The organism is Pedobacter montanisoli (assembly GCF_022809115.1).
Taxonomy (GTDB): Bacteria; Bacteroidota; Bacteroidia; order Sphingobacteriales; family Sphingobacteriaceae; genus Pedobacter; species Pedobacter montanisoli.
On the sequence record NZ_JALGBH010000001.1, the window covers coordinates 220,021 to 236,056 of the forward strand.

The following is a 16,036-nucleotide window of genomic DNA, read 5'->3' on the forward strand; positions in this document are numbered from 1 at the left end:
AAATTAATAAGAATTGTTAGCTTTAATGGCGCCTAAGCACAATTTCAGTCTAATAATTCCTTCTGTTTTCTAACAATTAATCAAATAAAGATTTTGATCTCTGGATTATTGTTTCAATATCCATGCAAAAATCAGAGGAGCCACAATTGTAGCATCTGATTCTACAATAAACTTAGGCGTATTGATATCTAATTTACCCCATGTAATCTTCTCATTAGGCACAGCTCCTGAATATGAACCATATGAGGTTGTAGAATCTGATATCTGGCAGAAATAGCTCCAAAAAGGAATATTTTCCATTTCCATATCCTGATAAAGCATCGGTACTACGCAAATAGGGAAATCGCCAGCAATACCCCCGCCTATCTGGAAAAATCCTATGCCTTTACCTTCTGAGTTTTTCACATACCAATCCGCAAGGTAACCCATATATTCTATACCACTTTTCATGGTAGTAGCTTTAAGCTCTCCTTTAATTACGTAAGAAGCAAAAATATTTCCCATAGTTGAGTCTTCCCATCCCGGAACCACTATTGGGAGGTTTTTCTCTGCAGCAGCTAACATCCATGAGTTTTTAGGATCAATTTCATAGTATTGCTCTAAAACTCCACTTAAAAGCATTTTGTACATATACTCATGCGGAAAATAACGCTCACCGCTATCATCTGCATCTTTCCATATTTTATGAATGTGTTTTTGCAATCTTCTGAAAGCCTCTTCTTCAGGAATACAGGTATCTGTAACACGGTTATAATGGTTTTCTAACAAATCCCATTCATCCTGCGGGCTTAAATCACGGTAATTAGGTACACGTTTATAATGAGAGTGTGCTACGAGGTTCATGATATCCTCCTCCAGGTTAGCACCTGTACAAGATATAATAGAAACTTTATCTTGTCTGATCATTTCGGCAAGTGAAATTCCAAGCTCAGCAGTACTCATTGCACCCGCAAGCGTAATCATCATTTTGCCACCTTCATCTAAATGGGTTTCGTACCCTTTAGCCGCATCCATCATAGCTGCAGCATTAAAATGGAGATAATTGGTCTCCATAAATTTGGATATTGGTCCTCTTGTAGTACTCATTATTTAATTTATTTTAATTGGCAAAAGTAACCAATTACTTTAATCTTTGCCAATCTATGTTGTTTATTTGTCATCTTACAATAAGGCACTCAAAACAAGTTAATTATAAAATTTTAAACGCATTTGCGCTATTTGTAATAGCTTTGTCCTTATGAAAAAAGTTGGATTATCCTTTCTAATGAGTATAAGCGTATTGGTATGCAATGCACAGGGCAAGCTGATCAGAAAATTATTATCAAACGAAAAAGATACTACCCGTAAATCGAGCTTTATGCCTGTGCCTGTATTGGGTTATGCACAGGAAACCGGAGTTGAACTGGGTTTGGGCGCTATATATTCATTATATCTTGACAGGAAAGACACTTTAAACCGCAGTTCCAATTTTTATGGCATGGGTTCTTATTCTACCAAAGGCACTTACAGCGTTACGCTAAAAGGCGATGTTTGGACAAAAGGCAATAAGCACCATCTTATCGGCGACATTCGTTTTAAGGATATGCCCTTTAACTTTTATGGCTTAGGCAACAATACATTAGCTTCTAACGAAGATAAACTTGTACAACGCTCTATAAAAATGTTATTTGATGCCGAAAAAAGTTTTGTAGCCAAAAGTTACACCGGAGTTTCTTTGGGTTTTGAAAATTACAGCTTTACAGATAAAATGGCTGATGGAATCTTTGCACAAGATCCGTTGATCTTCGATAAAGATGGCGGCTCTGTAGTGTTTATCGGTGTATCACAAAGCTTAGATACCCGTAACAGCAATAACTTTCCTACCAAAGGTTTTTTTGGCCGAATCTCATACCAGTATGCTCCTGATATTTTTGGCGGAGATAATTTTAAAGGTAGCCAGTTTAAAATAAACTTACGCAACTTTTGGTCTTTTACACCTAAAGTGGTTTTAGGCGTGCAGGCCATTTACCATACGGTTCAAAGCAATCACACCCCTTTTTACATGTTGCCTCAACTGGGTAATGATGAAATTATGCGAGGTTATTACGCCGGGCGTTACCGCGATGAAAATTTGCTCCAAGGACAGGCCGAACTACGTTACCGCTTTATGAACCGCTTTGCTTTCGTGGCTTTTGCAGGTTTAGGTAAGGTATTCAACAACAACCAGGTGAACTTAAATGATTTCAAACCTAATTATGGTGTTGGAGGCAGGTACTTTTTTGATACAGCCAAAGGCTTAAGTGTACGTTTCGATTATGGTGTAGGCGAAAAACGTCCGGGCGAAAAAAGACAGACCGGATTTTACATTGGCTTAGGCGAAGCATTCTAATATCTAGGCTCAAGTAAAAATATACTTGAAAATTAAACACTTGCTTTATATACTAAGATAAAGTTTAGATATTCGTTAATGTTAACTAAACCTTATAATTCATATATGAAACAGTTGTTGCTACTCTTATTTCTGCCTTTAACCTTATTTGCACAGAAATTAAGCCCAACCGAAATTGCTAATTTAGAAAAACAAGCAAAACAGGTACAGATCATCAGAGATAAATGGGGAATACCGCACGTATATGGTAAAACAGATGCCGATGCCGTTTTTGGCCTCTTGTATGCACAATGCGAAGATGATTTTAAACGGGTAGAATTAAATTACATCGAAAAATTAGGGAGATTATCTGAAATTAATGGCGAAAAGGGCCTTTTTAACGACTTACAAATTCGTCTGTTAATTGATAGTACCGATGCCATCGCCGATTATAAAAAAGCAGCGCCTTGGCTAAAAAAATTATTAGATGCTTACGCAAATGGCATCAATTATTATTTATATAAAAACCCACAGGTAAAACCTGCTTTATTAACCCGCTTTAAACCTTGGTATCCTTTTCTATGGACAGACGGCAGTATAGGCGCCATCAACACCGGTAACCTCACCGTTGCCGAACTTAAGCGCTTTTACACCAATGATCATCAACCCACAGCTTATATTCCTGAAATAAAAGATCAGCAAAGCGGCTCCAATGGGTTTGCTTTTGCACCTAAGGTTACCGAAAATGGCAAAGCTATTTTATATCTTAATCCGCATACCACTTTTTATTTCAGACCCGAAGTACAGATGCACAGTGATGAGGGTTTAAATGTTTATGGTGCGGTAACCTGGGGACAGTTTTTTGTGTACCAAGGCTTCAACGATTTCTGCGGATGGATGCATACCTCCAACAACGTAGATATTGCAGACATGTATGCTGAAAAGATTACCAAAACAGGGCAAAATCTTTTTTATGAATACGATGGAAAGAAACATCCTGTAAAAATCAAAAATATAGAAATCAGATATACTGAAAATGGCCAACTGAAATCTAAATCTTTTAAAACTTACTTTACCGTAAATGGACCCGTAATGGCCATAAGAGATGGTAAATGGATTACATTACGACACCAGAACAGAAACCCCGAAAGTTTGGTTCAAAGTTGGGTACGTACCAAATCAAAAAGCTTTGATGATTATAAAAAAGCAATGGATCTACGTGCCAACGGTTCAAACAATACCGTATATGCAGATGCAGCAGGTAATATTGCCTACTGGCATGGTAACTATATACCAATAAGAGATACCAAATACAATTGGGCTGAGGTAGTAGATGGTTCTATATCGGCAACGGCATGGAAAGGTTTGCACCCGGTAAAAGAGAGCGTACATATTTACAATCCGGTAAATGGCTGGTTGCAAAACTGTAATTCCACTCCATTTACCGCTGCTGGAGCAAACAGTCCTAAAAAGAGCGATTACCCTAGCTATATGGCTCCAGATGGAGAGAACTTTAGAGGTGTATCGGCTTTACGTTTGCTAAATAGGCCCGTTAAATATAATATGAATAAAGTGATTGCCATGGGATATGACACCTATCTATCGGCATTTGAAGTTTTGCTACCTGCACTGATTAAAGCTTATGATGCCTTGCCTGAAACCGACAGTCTGAAAAACGCTTTAAAAGAGCCTGTTAATACCTTAAGAAAATGGGATTATTACAGTGCCGAAAATTCTGTTGCAGCTGCTTTGGCTATGGAATGGGCTCCTCGCTTAAACAGCATGATACAAAAGGTATATATCGACCCTGAAGAGAAAGATCAGGTTACCTCTACCATTACGTTTGCTAAAACCGCAAAACCTGCAGATTTATTGATACCTCTAAAAGCCACCATTAATAATTTAAACCAGCGTTTTGGCAAATGGCAGGTAAGTTGGGGCGAAATAAACCGCTTTCAACGTTTAACGGGTAATATAGATGAGCAATATGATGACAATGCGCCAAGTTTGCCTGTAGCTTTTGGTTCGGGCATTTGGGGACAGCTACCCTCTTTTAGAAGCAGTATGTTCAAAACCAATAAACGTTATGGAACAAGTGGTAACAGTTTTGTATGTGTGGTAGAATTTGGCGACAAAATAAAAGCAAAATCTGTTTTAGCAGGCGGAAACAGCGGAGATCCTAAGTCTAAGCATTTTAACGATCAGGCGCTGATGTACAGCAAAGGACAGTTTAAAGATATCTACTTTTATAAAGAAGATGTGCTGAAAAACGCAGAGCGTACTTACAGACCAGGAGAATAATTAAAGCACAGGCGTTTGTCTAAATTGAAGTTCATAAGGATTTAGGCAAACGCTTTATTATCCTGCAATACCAGCCGCAGCATTAATGGTAAGTGCTATGATACAGGTATTGAATACGAAAGAAATTACACTGTGCCATAAAGTTAACCTTCTCATCTTACGGGTGGTTACATCTATATCAGACACCTGAAATGTCATGCCTATTACCAGCGAGTGGTAAGCAAAGTCAATGAAATCAGGCTCATCATCATGCGGAAACTTTAAACCTCCTTGTATTTTATTACCATGTAACTCATAATACAAATGTGCATAGCGTATGGTATAAATGGTATGTACTAAAAACCAGCTTAAAAACATACCTAACATACCTAAAACAAGATATAACCAGGCATGACTTTCGTTCACTTTAGCTTTGCCTACTAAAATGAACACAGCGAGTAATCCCGCAAAGGTTGCAAGTAATACCACCAAGAAAATAGCAGCCCTACCCCCATCCTCAATATTTGCATGTTGCTGTGTTTGTTTAGGTGTGGTATGATTAAAAATCCACCAACTGGTAGCAATCTGCACAGCACAAAACATAATCCATCCGGCCATAAGCCTACTGATCAGATCAAGATCAAACATTTCGCTGATAAAAAACGTGAATATGCCGCAAGCAACACTTATGGCAAAGCGTTCTCCGGCTTTCTGTTTTTGTATTTTGCTCAATCCTGATGTATTTTTCATATCAGTACTTTAACTTAAAATGTTCTTTAGCCTGTCCTTTTCTAAAATAAACCAGCCCGATCCAAAACAAATCTACGGTTACAGTCACTTCTGGATGTGCCTTAATCTCAGCCCATGCTTCTTTCATACCCTGGCTCCAGTAAATATCATCAAAAATAAGCAGGGTATTATCATGAATCTTAGGCAAACACCAGTTAAAATAATTTAACGTAGCCTGTTTGGTATGGTTTCCATCTATGTACACAAAATCTAATTTTTCTCTTGCTGCAATGGCGTTTGGTAATAGATCATCAAAGTTACCTACCTGCAACTCTATATTGCTTAATTGCAATTCCTTAAAGTTTTGTGCGGCAATAGCAGCGGTTTGCGGGCAGCCTTCAATGGTTAAAATATCTGCTTCAGGACACGCTTTTGACAGATATGCTGTTGTAATACCCAAACAAGTACCCAGCTCTATGATATTTTTCGGGTTATGATCCTTTGCCAACCTATAAATAAGCTGAGCCAAACGAGGTGTTTTTAAGGCGTTTTTTGCAATCTGCTTAACTTTTTTTGTACGGTTTTTATTAAGATGAGAGCCTGCACCTAAATCGGTAACAGTTATCAGTCTATCGTCATTTAACAGCTTTTTACGCTGTGTTTCTATTTGCTCATATTCGTTTTTCTCTGAAAAATCGTAAATTACCTCATCTGCCAGTTTGTAAACAAAAGGCGAATGTGTTCCATGTCTGCTTTTTGCTGTTAAACGGTGCTTAAAAAAATCTGTAAGGAAAGTTAAAACCATAAACAAAAGTAAAGACTGAACTTGTAATTGCATAATAATGAAAAATTTTGCTGAGATAGATGCGTTGGTAAGATTGCTTGATGATCCTGATGAAGAGGTTTTTAAGCATGTTGAGGAGCGGCTGATCAATTATGGCAGCGAGGTAGTTTCTTATCTGGAAAACGTGTGGGAAAAGTCTTTGGATACTATAATGCAAGATCGCATTGAGAACATTGTGCACACCATACAGTTTAACAATGTAAAACTAGATCTGAGTTTATGGTATCAAAGTGGTGCTTTTGATTTGTTACAAGGCGCTTTGATTATTAATCGTTACCAATACCCAGATCTTGACGAGCAACATGTAATTAATCAGATAGAAGATATTAAACGTGAGATTTGGATGAGCCTGCAATATGAGATGAGCTCTATTGAAAAAATAAAGCTGATTAATCATGTTTTCTATACCCAGTTTGGATTTAGCGGCAACACCAAAAACCACCATGATCCGCAAAATTCTTACATCAGTCAGGTATTAGATAGCAAGAGAGGAAATCAGATTTCTTTGGCTATTATCTATGCTACTTTAGCGCAAAAACTTGATATTCCGGTTTATGGAGTAAACCTGCCACAGCACTTTATTTTAGGTTATATAGATGAGACCAATCCCGATAAGGAAAAGGCTGTATTATTTTACATCAACGCGTTTAACAAAGGTGCTATTTTTGGTAAACATGATGTTGACCAGTTTTTACGCCAGCTTAATTTAGAACCGCAGCCGGGGTTTTATGCACCTTGCAGCAATGCAGAAATTGTACGCCGCATCATCAGAAACCTGGTTTCTGCTTATGAAAACTTGGGCGCAGCAGAAAAGGTTGCTGAATTGAAAGAATTGCAGGAGATCTTGTCTGAAGGAATCTGATTCTACCATCCTGCAAAATATTTGATCTTAAAACTTAATCACGTTCAGTGCCTTATCAACCAAAAATCCTTGCGTAACTTTTAAATCAAACGAAGCTTTACGTTTAGCTTTAAACCTGATGATAAACAGGTCTTGTGCACCTTCTAAAGTTTCCTTATTTCCTGTATTCACAAAAGTTGGGTATAAAACCTTATCGCCATTGGTATGCAACCTATCGTTGGTAAAGTTGTCCATTTCTTTCATGTTTAGGGATTTTATACCTACAAATTCAAAATCCTGGTTAGCATAAGGAAGCGCAAAACTCAAAGCATTTACGGCTTTTAGTCCTGATCCTTTTACAGTAATCTCTACTATTTCATCTTTATTGTAAACAGGTTTATTTCCGGTAAATTCTATTTTACCTTCTATTTTCTCTGCTCCGGATTTTGCTCCTCCATCAAGCTGTATAGCTACTACCGAAATATCATAGGCATCTATTATTCCGTTATGGTTGATATCTCCATTGCTAATGTAACCTTCAAAGTCAGCATCGCCTTTACGTAATCCGGTATAATTTGTATAAGAAATTAGGTCGTTATGGTCTATTTTTCTATCGTTATTGATATCTCCCGGCAAATAGCTTTCTGTACCCGGTACTTTAAATACGTAAAGCTCACGACCTGAACCATAGCCGCCAACGCCCTCAGTCAGGGCAATTTTTAGATAATGTACACTAGGATGCTCAGAGAAATTAAACACCTTTACTTTATCATCTCTTTCCCAGTTAAATGCTCCGGCTTCTGTCCAGGTTTCTTTATCGTTACTGTAATAAACGGTACCTTTTAGCCAGATCCCATTGCCTCTTCCACTACGTGGTAAATAATGCAGTTTATCCAGCTTATTAATGGTTTTCAAATCTATGACCAGATCAAACGGAACAGCTTTAGCTCCCCATTTGGTATGCCACATACTGGCTTCATCAAAATCAAAAAGATTTTCTATTTCTTCTCCCTCTTGGTTTTGAGCAGTGGTTTGTGCTGTAATGCCCTTAATAGCAAATTGTAAAGGATTTACTTTTGTTTTCGCATTTATAGTAACCCATTCTGACGCTCCGCTCCTGTTCACAGCTCTTAACTTAAAAGTATAGCTTGTTTCGGGTTCTAAACCTTCAAATAAAAAGCTTGTATCTTTGATATGGGTATAGCGCATCTGGTTAAAATCAATCTCATAATAATCTGCATTGCTTACCTTATCCCAGCTTGGTTTTAGAGTATAAGCTTCTGTGTTGGCATCAGAAATCAATGCATTTTGAGGAATGCTCAATGTTCCTATTGATTTCTTCAAATGATCTGCAGGATTAAACTGATATCCCGAAATACTTAACGTTATTGGTGTTGCAGTAATATCTACTGCATTTACTTTAACCCATAACTGAGGGTTTTTAGTAATGGCTACCTTTTCAAATTCACTGCCTTTTGTAGCAAATTCATTAAAATTAGGATGTGCATTATAGTAAAATACATTCTGACCTTTTGTAAAATCATCTATATTGCTTACTTCTCTTAATTTAATGTTCTTACTACCTGCTTTAACCGCTATTTGTTTGGGTTTCTCGGTAATATTTACTTTAAACCAGGTTGATTTATTTTTTACAAAATCATCAAAATTACCTTTGGTTGTTTGAACGGTTATAACTGCTGTCTGCTGGCTCAGATTACTTTCAATCAAGGTTGTGGCACCTTGGCCTTTTTTATAATTTTCGGTTTTCCCATCATCATCATAAGCTGTAAAGCTGCTTTTACCATATGGGTAAAGCTCGTATGTACGGGTATGCTCATCAATATCTTTCACATGGTTATTGGGGTTAACCATTGGAATAATCGCACCTGCTTTTACAAATATGGGTAATTTCCATAAAGGCGCATCAAAACTGTTGATGATCACACCGCCTTCATATTTTTCACCTGTGAAATAATCATACCATGTACCTTTTGGCAGATATATGTTGTGACGGATGTCATTCCCTTTTTGGTCAGCCTGTGTTGGCTGATAAATAGGTGCTACCAGAAAATAAGGCCCGTACATAAATTGATATTGCGTGGCGATACCCGATGTGTAAGCATTTTGATCTGCTAAAAACATAGCCCTAATGATAGGCAAACCTGTCACAGCTGCTTTGGCTATGCTGTAGGTATAAGGCAATAAAGCCGACTTAAGCTTTAAATAGTTACGGTTAATAGAGCTTACCGGCTCGCCCAATGCTTGCGGATATTTTTCATTGGTTCCCCATCCATCCATATTCAACTGCATGGGTGTAAAAGTTTTCCATTGAAAATCGCGTGTATTTACCACAGGGTTTTGTCCACCAAAAATACCATCCATATCTGAAGTGATATTTGGCTGACCCGAAAGCCCTGAACCAATATAAGTTGGGATATGGAAACGGATATATTCCCACACACCTCCGGTCTGATCACCCGACCATACGCTTGCATAACGTTGCGTACCGGCCCAGCCATCAAGTGAAATGATAAAAGGTCTTGCATGATTTCCATACTCAGGCATAATCTTTCCTACATCTGCTACTCCATTTAAACCAAAGGAATAACCAGCACCTACCCAAGCCACATCTGTTTTTAATACTCTTACACCTGCATCTCTTACTTCTTTTATGATGTCGCGCTGTAAAAGCGGACTGATACCTTCTTTAGGATGCAAATCTGATTGTGTCCATAAACCAATTTCTACTCCATTTTTACGGGCGTATTCACCAAAGCTTTTTAGATTTTGGATATTGCCATCCAAACTTTCTGTTTGCCCGTATCCTGCACCATAACCGTCATTAGGCAATATCCAGCCCAAAGGCATGTCATTTTTTTGATAACGATCTATAACTGCTCGTGCAGAAAACTGGTAATTGTTTTTTTCACCATTCAGCGATTCTTTAATACCGCCATTGTCCTTCTGGCTTTCCTTGTATTTTTTGCCGTCTTCAAATAAAATCCCTTTCTCGTCTTCTTTCCAGTAATCGCGGTTATAAGCGTTCAGATGTCCCTGATAAAAAGCAAATTTTGGCAACAGTACAGGATTACCAGTTAGCTGGTAAAAATCATTTAGTAAAGCTGCTGGTTGCTGGTTTACCATAAAGAACACATCTAAGTAATTGGTTTCATGGTAAGCTTTTACAACTGATTTATTTTTTGAGCCAAAATCATATTTACCTTTTTTAAAAGTGTACCACATTAAGCCATATCCCTGAGTTGACCAATAAAACGGTGTTGGAGAAGCTACTCCTCCATCTGTCCAACTGTTTTGGTTTTCAATGGCAATCATTTTTCCTTTATGAGAAAAACGGCCATTTTGTACGCCTCCTCCATAAAAATATTCATCTGGTTTAGCTTTAAGGCTTAAGCTAACTTTGTTGCTCTCAAATAAAACCGGTTCGGCTTCTTCTAAAACTACTTTTTTTGTTTGGAGATCAACCAATTTAAAGAGCGTATTGGCTTTATTAAAACTTAGGCTAATACTTGGTGTGCTGATTAAAATCTCATGCCCGTTATCTGTTAAGTTTAAGTTTGAAACAGGTTTACGGGGCTGATCAACTAAAATCTGTGCTTCGGGCTTGGCCTGCGGAGCTCTCATGTTTCCTCCACTATTATCTTGAAAAAGCCTGAAAATATGATTACCATAAAAATCGACCAGAAGTTTATGCTGATTGGTCAGAGTAAGTTCTACCGTAGTTGCACCTGATTTTTTTGCACTAACAATTCCATGGGTTTGTGCATACAGGGATTGCCCCTGTAGCATTACAAGGCTTGTTAACAGAATTACAACATTAAGAGAGCTTATATGTCTGAATAGTCTTAATACTTTATTCATTGTATTAGGTTATAAGTTATCCGGAATGAGATTATGATTAAATCATTAGCGGGATAAAAGTACATAAAGTGTGCTTTTAAAACATCACATGATTGATTACATCAGCTGAAAATTATTAATTTATTAAAATAATTATTGTTTAACAATAATTATTTATACATTTGCAATAACAATTTTTAGACAAACTTTCATGAACCCATCTGTGAAACTTATTTCAAAGCTACTGTATTACATTTTTATGGTAATTTCAGCAGTGTATTTCCTTATTACCGCTTACGCAACTTTTTGCCTGAGCACAGGTCTTCGGTTAAATATTATCGATGAAAAGAAATTTGCCATTCTATGGCCTTTTTCAAGTAAACCTTTCTTGCTGGGCGATTATAACCTACCTTATATCTTATTTGATTTTATTTTGATCTTAGGGTTTTATGGCTTATTCTTTCTGCTTACGGCCAATGTATTTAAACTATTTTTTCAACCTAAGTTATTTACACTTAAAGGCATCAGGCAGTTGAAGTGGTTTTATCTACTTAACCTTATTTTGCCAGGTACATGCATGGTTTTAGCCCACTTATTCAGTTACATTGAAGAAGGTATAGAAATGCTGGTGGTTATTCACTTCATTTTAGGCATATTTGCCTATTTCCTTGCAGCCATCTTTAGTCAGGGAGTTAAATTACAGAACGAACAGGATTTATTTATATAGCTATGCCAATTATTGTAAATGTAGATGTAATGCTGGCCAAACGTAAAATGCAAAGCAAAGAATTGGCAGAGAAATTAGGGATTACCCAGGCTAATCTTTCCATTCTGAAAACGGGAAAAGCAAAAGGAGTAAGATTTGATACACTCGAGGCCATCTGTGAGATACTAGATTGTCAGCCCGGAGATATTTTAGAATACCAAAAAGAGCAATAATCCACAACACATATCAATTAAAAAAAGCGACAGAAATGTTGCCTGGAATTGTATTACCTAAATTTTAAACAAACCATGAACACTTTAACCATTAAAAATCTAAGCAAAACATACAGGAATGGTATAAAAGCTATCAATAACATATCAATGGAAATCAATAATGGCATGTTTGGCTTATTGGGGCCAAACGGAGCTGGTAAATCCTCCCTAATGCGTACCATTGTAGGCTTACAGCAGGCTGATGAAGGTGAGATTTATTTTAATGGCACTGACATTCGCAAAGACAGTGATTTCATCAAAAAGCAATTAGGATTTCTACCTCAGGATTTTGGAGTTTATCCTAAAGTTTCGGCTTATGACCTATTAAACCATCTGGCCATTCTTAAAGGAGTTAATGACGCTGTCATGCGTAAAAAACAGATTATTGATCTGTTAGAGAAAGTGAATCTAATTGCCCATAAAAACAAAGAGGTTTATACTTTTTCTGGAGGTATGAAACAAAGGTTTGGGGTGGCGCAGGCTTTATTAGGCAATCCTCAGATTATTATTGTTGATGAACCAACTGCGGGTCTTGATCCTGAAGAACGAAACCGCTTTAACAACCTGTTAAGTGAGATTGGCGAAGATATTATTGTAATCCTTTCGACCCACTTGGTTGAGGATGTAAGAAACTTATGCAGTAAAATGGCCATCATTAAGAATGGTTCTTTATTGGCTTATGGCTCACCTTCAGATATGATAAAACAATTAGATCATAAGGTATGGATCAGAAAAATCGAGAGAAACGAATTAAATGATTATTTGCAGAATTATCAGATAATCTCGAACCATTTGATAGAAAAACAATTGCATATCACCGTATTAGCGTCACAACAACCCGAAGGTTTTTCTTTAATAGAGCCTAATCTGGAGCACCTTTATTTCCATACGCTTAACCAATAACCTGTCAATTTATGAAAACCTTATTTTTATTCGACATTAAATCATACCTGAACAGGTTTTGGTTCTACCTGTTATCAGCATTCATTTTAAGTTTTGGTTGTTTTGCAGGACTGAATTTTAACCTGTCTGTAGGCAATGGTATCTACCTTAATTCACCTTATGTAATTGGTTTCATTAGTGGCTTATTAAGTCTTGCTATTATTTTTATGGGTACAGTTTTTAGTCTGCAGTTATTTTTTAAAGACCATGACAGTCGGTTTGATCTGCTTCTCTTTACTACTCCCCTAGTTAAATGGAAAGTTATAACAGCTCGCTTATTAACAACCATAATCTTGAGCATATTACTTTATATATTATTGATTATAGGATTTGCAACAGGACAGCACATGCGTACGGGTGCTGAAATCACACCTCACTTCAACGTTATGTACTACCTTTATCCGGTTGTATTTTTTGGTCTGATCAATGGCCTGTTTATTGTAGCTATACTTTTACTCACAACTGTTCTTTCAGGGAACAAGCTATTGGTAGCCGTAATCGGGGTTTTGTTGTATATTCTGTATATGGTTAGCCTTTTGTTCTCCAATTCACCATTTATGGCCCAAAGTCTGCCACAATCAGCAGATGTTCAACAGATTTCTGCCATATTAGATCCTTTTGGATTATCCGCTTATTTTCTTACCAGTAAAGATTATACCATTAATCAGCGTAACGGGGAGCTGGTACATCTCGACAGTTATTTTCTAATAAACCGGATTTTTTTTACACTCCTTTCAACAATGATAATTTTATGGTCTGTTCGCCTATTCTCAGGCACAAGAGAATCACATAAGAAAGCCCGAACAAATGTAAAAATACAATCTCTTAATCCACCACAGCTTTACACCGGAAAATACATCAGCACAGACACTTGCTTAAATTTTTATGCCCAACTGCGTTCTGTTTTCTCTTTTGTTAAAATTGATCTGCGTTACACTTTCAAAAGCATTGCTTTCGCCGTTACTTCACTAGCTATTCTTTTTCATGTAGGCATGGAAATGTATGCCGAAATAGAAAAGGGCATACGCATTCCACAGAAATATGTCAGCTCGGGCTTAATGGCCACTACCATTATCGAGAATTTCCATTTAATTGGTCTTTTCATCATCATTTATTATGTAAATGATATAGTATGGAGAGGTAAGACCAATCGGTTTAATTTAATTGAAGACAGCACCAGTCTGGCTAAAAACAAAAATAAAGCTCATTTTCTAAGCATCATGCTATTGATTTTATGCTTTACATTATTATTGATCTTACAAGGCATTTGTTTTCAGTTCGCATATAACTATCCTCACTTTGATTTAGCAGCTTATGCAGGTGTATTTATTTTTAACAGTTTCCCACTTATATTAACAGCAGGTATTCTTATATTTATCAATAAGCTTTTTAAACACAAATATGCTGCATTGGGCATATCAATTATTGTAGCTTTAATTATAGCAAGTCCTATAAGCAAAAAATTAATTGCACATCCTTTATTATTGTTCTTAACTGAGTTTAAAGCAATTTATAGTGATTTTATTGCATACGGGACTTATTTAACTTGTATTGTTTACCGTCTGCTGTTTGGCACAAGTTTCCTGCTTTTCATCTGGGTTTTGGTTAAGCTATTTACAAACCGAAAATCTGTTTTACGAAAGATAATTGCTCTATCATTTTTATTTACTTTAGGCTGTTTTGCCGCCCATCAATACACCAAAGGCTATACACCCAAAAATAATGAAGCATTAATACGGGCTAACGCAGATTATGAAAAACATTTCAGGCATTATCAGAATATGCCGCAGCCCACAATTACCAAAGTAAAAACTTTAATTAGTTTGTACCCTTCAAAACAGGCCTATAAAGTTGAAGGGAGTTATGTGCTTAAAAATTTAGAGAAAAGTAACATCCATAGCATTCTGGTGAATTTCACTTCAGGATTTACGGTAAAAACTGCCAGGTTTATTTCCAAGAAAGATACTTTGTTTTTTAGTAAGCCAATCAGTGAGCTAAAATTAAAGCATCCGCTCACTCCCGGAGAACAGGCCTATATGGAATTCGAATTTTCTTATCAGTGGGCTGGCATCAATGGACATCAACCGTTCAATGCAATTATAGAAAATGGCTCTTTTATACGTATCAGTAGATATTTCCCTTCCTTTGGCTATCAGGCAGATAATGAAATAGCCGAAGATATCATTCGAAGAGAATATAATTTAGGTCCGCTAACTGCTACCAGAAAACTTAATGAGCCTAAAATACTGGGGAATGATTTTATAGATCTTGATATGACCATTTCAACGGAAAAAAATCAGATAGCAATAGGTGTAGGAGAACTTGCTAAAGAATGGAAAAAAGATGGCAGAAATTATTTTAAATATAAAACCAGTGAAGTTATCCCTTTTAGATTTGCCCTATCATCAGCACGCTACCAAATCAAAAGCAGCCTGTATAAAAATCGTAAAATCAATATATTTTATCATTCTAAACACCATGAAAATGTTGATCACCTGATCAGTAATATTAAACTAACTTTAGATTACTGTGAAAAGCATTTCGGAAAATATCCATTCAAGACCATCAACTTTGCCGAAGTTTCTTCATTTACCCGAGGTTTTGCAGCCACAGCTTATCCTGAAACGATTTACATGACCGAGGATATGATCTTCCATGCCAACATTACTGCAGATAAACAGCAGGATGTTATCAATGAATTGGCCGGGCATGAATTATCTCATATCTGGTGGGGCAATAACCTAATCTCGCCCGATGGAAGAGAAGGTTCGCCCATGCTCACCGAAACATTAGCGATGTATACAGAAATGATGCTTTATCAGAAAATGCATGGCACAAAAGCTATGTTAGAACGATTAAAAATGCATTTACAAATCTATAATTCAGAGAAAGGTTTTAGCAAAGAAGAAGCCCTATATAAAGTTACTGCAGAAAACACACATATTTCCTATTCAAAAGGAGCGGTAGCCATGTATTTATTAAGTCGGTTAATTGGAGAAGATAAAGTAAACAAGGCGCTCAGCAATTTTTTAACTAAGCATAAATATCCGAATGCACATCCTGTTACAAACGATCTGTTAGCAGAATTTTATGCCGTAAGTGACAAAAGGCTACATAGAGAAATTGATATACTATTTAAAACTACCCAGCCTATTAAAGCAGAGCAATGGGGTTTAAAATGAAAATATACTGGGTGGTGCTTAAGCATTACCCAATA

At 36.8% G+C, this 16,036-nt stretch carries 11 protein-coding genes; 7 read left to right on the forward strand and 4 right to left on the reverse strand.

Annotated elements, in window-relative coordinates; translation table 11 throughout:
* Window positions 1–105: 105 nt before the first annotated feature.
* Window positions 106–1,086, reverse strand: coding sequence for a deoxyhypusine synthase family protein (locus tag MMF97_RS00980; protein ID WP_243357679.1), 981 nt, complete (start codon window positions 1,084–1,086; stop codon window positions 106–108).
* A 151-nt stretch (window positions 1,087–1,237) separates the two neighbouring features.
* Between MMF97_RS00980 and MMF97_RS00985 the strand changes: the two genes are divergently transcribed.
* On the forward strand, window positions 1,238–2,368 hold the full coding sequence (locus tag MMF97_RS00985) for a BamA/TamA family outer membrane protein (protein WP_243357681.1): 1,131 nt from the start codon (window positions 1,238–1,240) through the stop codon (window positions 2,366–2,368).
* A gap of 105 nt (window positions 2,369–2,473) precedes the next feature.
* On the forward strand, window positions 2,474–4,648 hold the full coding sequence (locus tag MMF97_RS00990) for a penicillin acylase family protein (RefSeq protein WP_243357683.1): 2,175 nt from the start codon (window positions 2,474–2,476) through the stop codon (window positions 4,646–4,648).
* A gap of 57 nt (window positions 4,649–4,705) precedes the next feature.
* Here MMF97_RS00990 and MMF97_RS00995 read toward each other — a convergent pair whose 3' ends face one another.
* Both MMF97_RS00995 and MMF97_RS01000 read right to left on the reverse strand, forming a co-directional pair.
* Complete coding sequence (locus MMF97_RS00995) at window positions 4,706–5,377, reverse strand: DUF1345 domain-containing protein (protein ID WP_243357685.1); 672 nt, start codon at window positions 5,375–5,377, stop codon at window positions 4,706–4,708.
* Window position 5,378: 1 nt separating this feature from the next.
* Window positions 5,379–6,194 carry an O-methyltransferase gene (locus MMF97_RS01000; protein ID WP_243357687.1) on the reverse strand — a complete coding sequence of 272 codons (816 nt, stop codon included), beginning with the start codon at window positions 6,192–6,194 and terminating at the stop codon, window positions 5,379–5,381.
* 4 nt (window positions 6,195–6,198) lie between these two features.
* Between MMF97_RS01000 and MMF97_RS01005 the strand changes: the two genes are divergently transcribed.
* The gene (locus tag MMF97_RS01005) at window positions 6,199–7,062 is read left to right on the forward strand and encodes a transglutaminase-like domain-containing protein (protein WP_243357689.1); all 864 of its coding nucleotides are present in this window, start codon (window positions 6,199–6,201) and stop codon (window positions 7,060–7,062) included.
* 27 nt (window positions 7,063–7,089) lie between these two features.
* Here MMF97_RS01005 and MMF97_RS01010 read toward each other — a convergent pair whose 3' ends face one another.
* Window positions 7,090–10,920, reverse strand: a complete 3,831-nt coding sequence (locus MMF97_RS01010) for a TIM-barrel domain-containing protein (protein ID WP_243357690.1) — start codon at window positions 10,918–10,920, stop codon at window positions 7,090–7,092.
* Window positions 10,921–11,158: 238 nt separating this feature from the next.
* Here MMF97_RS01010 and MMF97_RS01015 point away from each other — a divergent pair, with 238 nt between their 5' ends.
* From MMF97_RS01015 to MMF97_RS01030, 4 genes are all read left to right on the forward strand, one after another.
* Entirely contained in the window at window positions 11,159–11,626 is a 468-nt protein-coding gene (locus MMF97_RS01015) for a hypothetical protein (protein WP_243357692.1), read from the forward strand.
* 2 nt (window positions 11,627–11,628) lie between these two features.
* Window positions 11,629–11,838, forward strand: a complete 210-nt coding sequence (locus MMF97_RS01020; RefSeq protein WP_243357694.1) for a helix-turn-helix domain-containing protein — start codon at window positions 11,629–11,631, stop codon at window positions 11,836–11,838.
* Between the two features lie 75 nt (window positions 11,839–11,913).
* Window positions 11,914–12,780 (forward strand): ABC transporter ATP-binding protein, encoded by an 867-nt coding sequence (locus MMF97_RS01025; protein ID WP_243357696.1) that lies wholly within the window; start codon window positions 11,914–11,916, stop codon window positions 12,778–12,780.
* An 11-nt stretch (window positions 12,781–12,791) separates the two neighbouring features.
* Window positions 12,792–16,001, forward strand: a complete 3,210-nt coding sequence (locus MMF97_RS01030) for an ABC transporter permease/M1 family aminopeptidase (RefSeq protein ID WP_243357698.1) — start codon at window positions 12,792–12,794, stop codon at window positions 15,999–16,001.
* Window positions 16,002–16,036 lie beyond the last annotated feature (35 nt).

Excerpts from the sequence above, each read along its gene's own strand:
- MMF97_RS00995 (WP_243357685.1), bottom strand. The coding sequence starts at position 5,377 with ATGAAAAATACATCAGGATTGAGCAAAATACAAAAACAGAAAGCCGGA.
- MMF97_RS01005 (WP_243357689.1), top strand. The coding sequence starts at position 6,199 with ATGAAAAATTTTGCTGAGATAGATGCGTTGGTAAGATTGCTTGATGAT.
- MMF97_RS00990 (WP_243357683.1), top strand. The coding sequence starts at position 2,474 with ATGAAACAGTTGTTGCTACTCTTATTTCTGCCTTTAACCTTATTTGCA.
- MMF97_RS01015 (WP_243357692.1), top strand. The coding sequence starts at position 11,159 with ATGGTAATTTCAGCAGTGTATTTCCTTATTACCGCTTACGCAACTTTT.
- MMF97_RS00980 (WP_243357679.1), bottom strand. The coding sequence starts at position 1,086 with ATGAGTACTACAAGAGGACCAATATCCAAATTTATGGAGACCAATTAT.
- MMF97_RS01025 (WP_243357696.1), top strand. The coding sequence starts at position 11,914 with ATGAACACTTTAACCATTAAAAATCTAAGCAAAACATACAGGAATGGT.
- MMF97_RS01010 (WP_243357690.1), bottom strand. The coding sequence starts at position 10,920 with ATGAATAAAGTATTAAGACTATTCAGACATATAAGCTCTCTTAATGTT.
- MMF97_RS00985 (WP_243357681.1), top strand. The coding sequence starts at position 1,238 with ATGAAAAAAGTTGGATTATCCTTTCTAATGAGTATAAGCGTATTGGTA.
- MMF97_RS01020 (WP_243357694.1), top strand. The coding sequence starts at position 11,629 with ATGCCAATTATTGTAAATGTAGATGTAATGCTGGCCAAACGTAAAATG.
- MMF97_RS01030 (WP_243357698.1), top strand. The coding sequence starts at position 12,792 with ATGAAAACCTTATTTTTATTCGACATTAAATCATACCTGAACAGGTTT.
- MMF97_RS01000 (WP_243357687.1), bottom strand. The coding sequence starts at position 6,194 with ATGCAATTACAAGTTCAGTCTTTACTTTTGTTTATGGTTTTAACTTTC.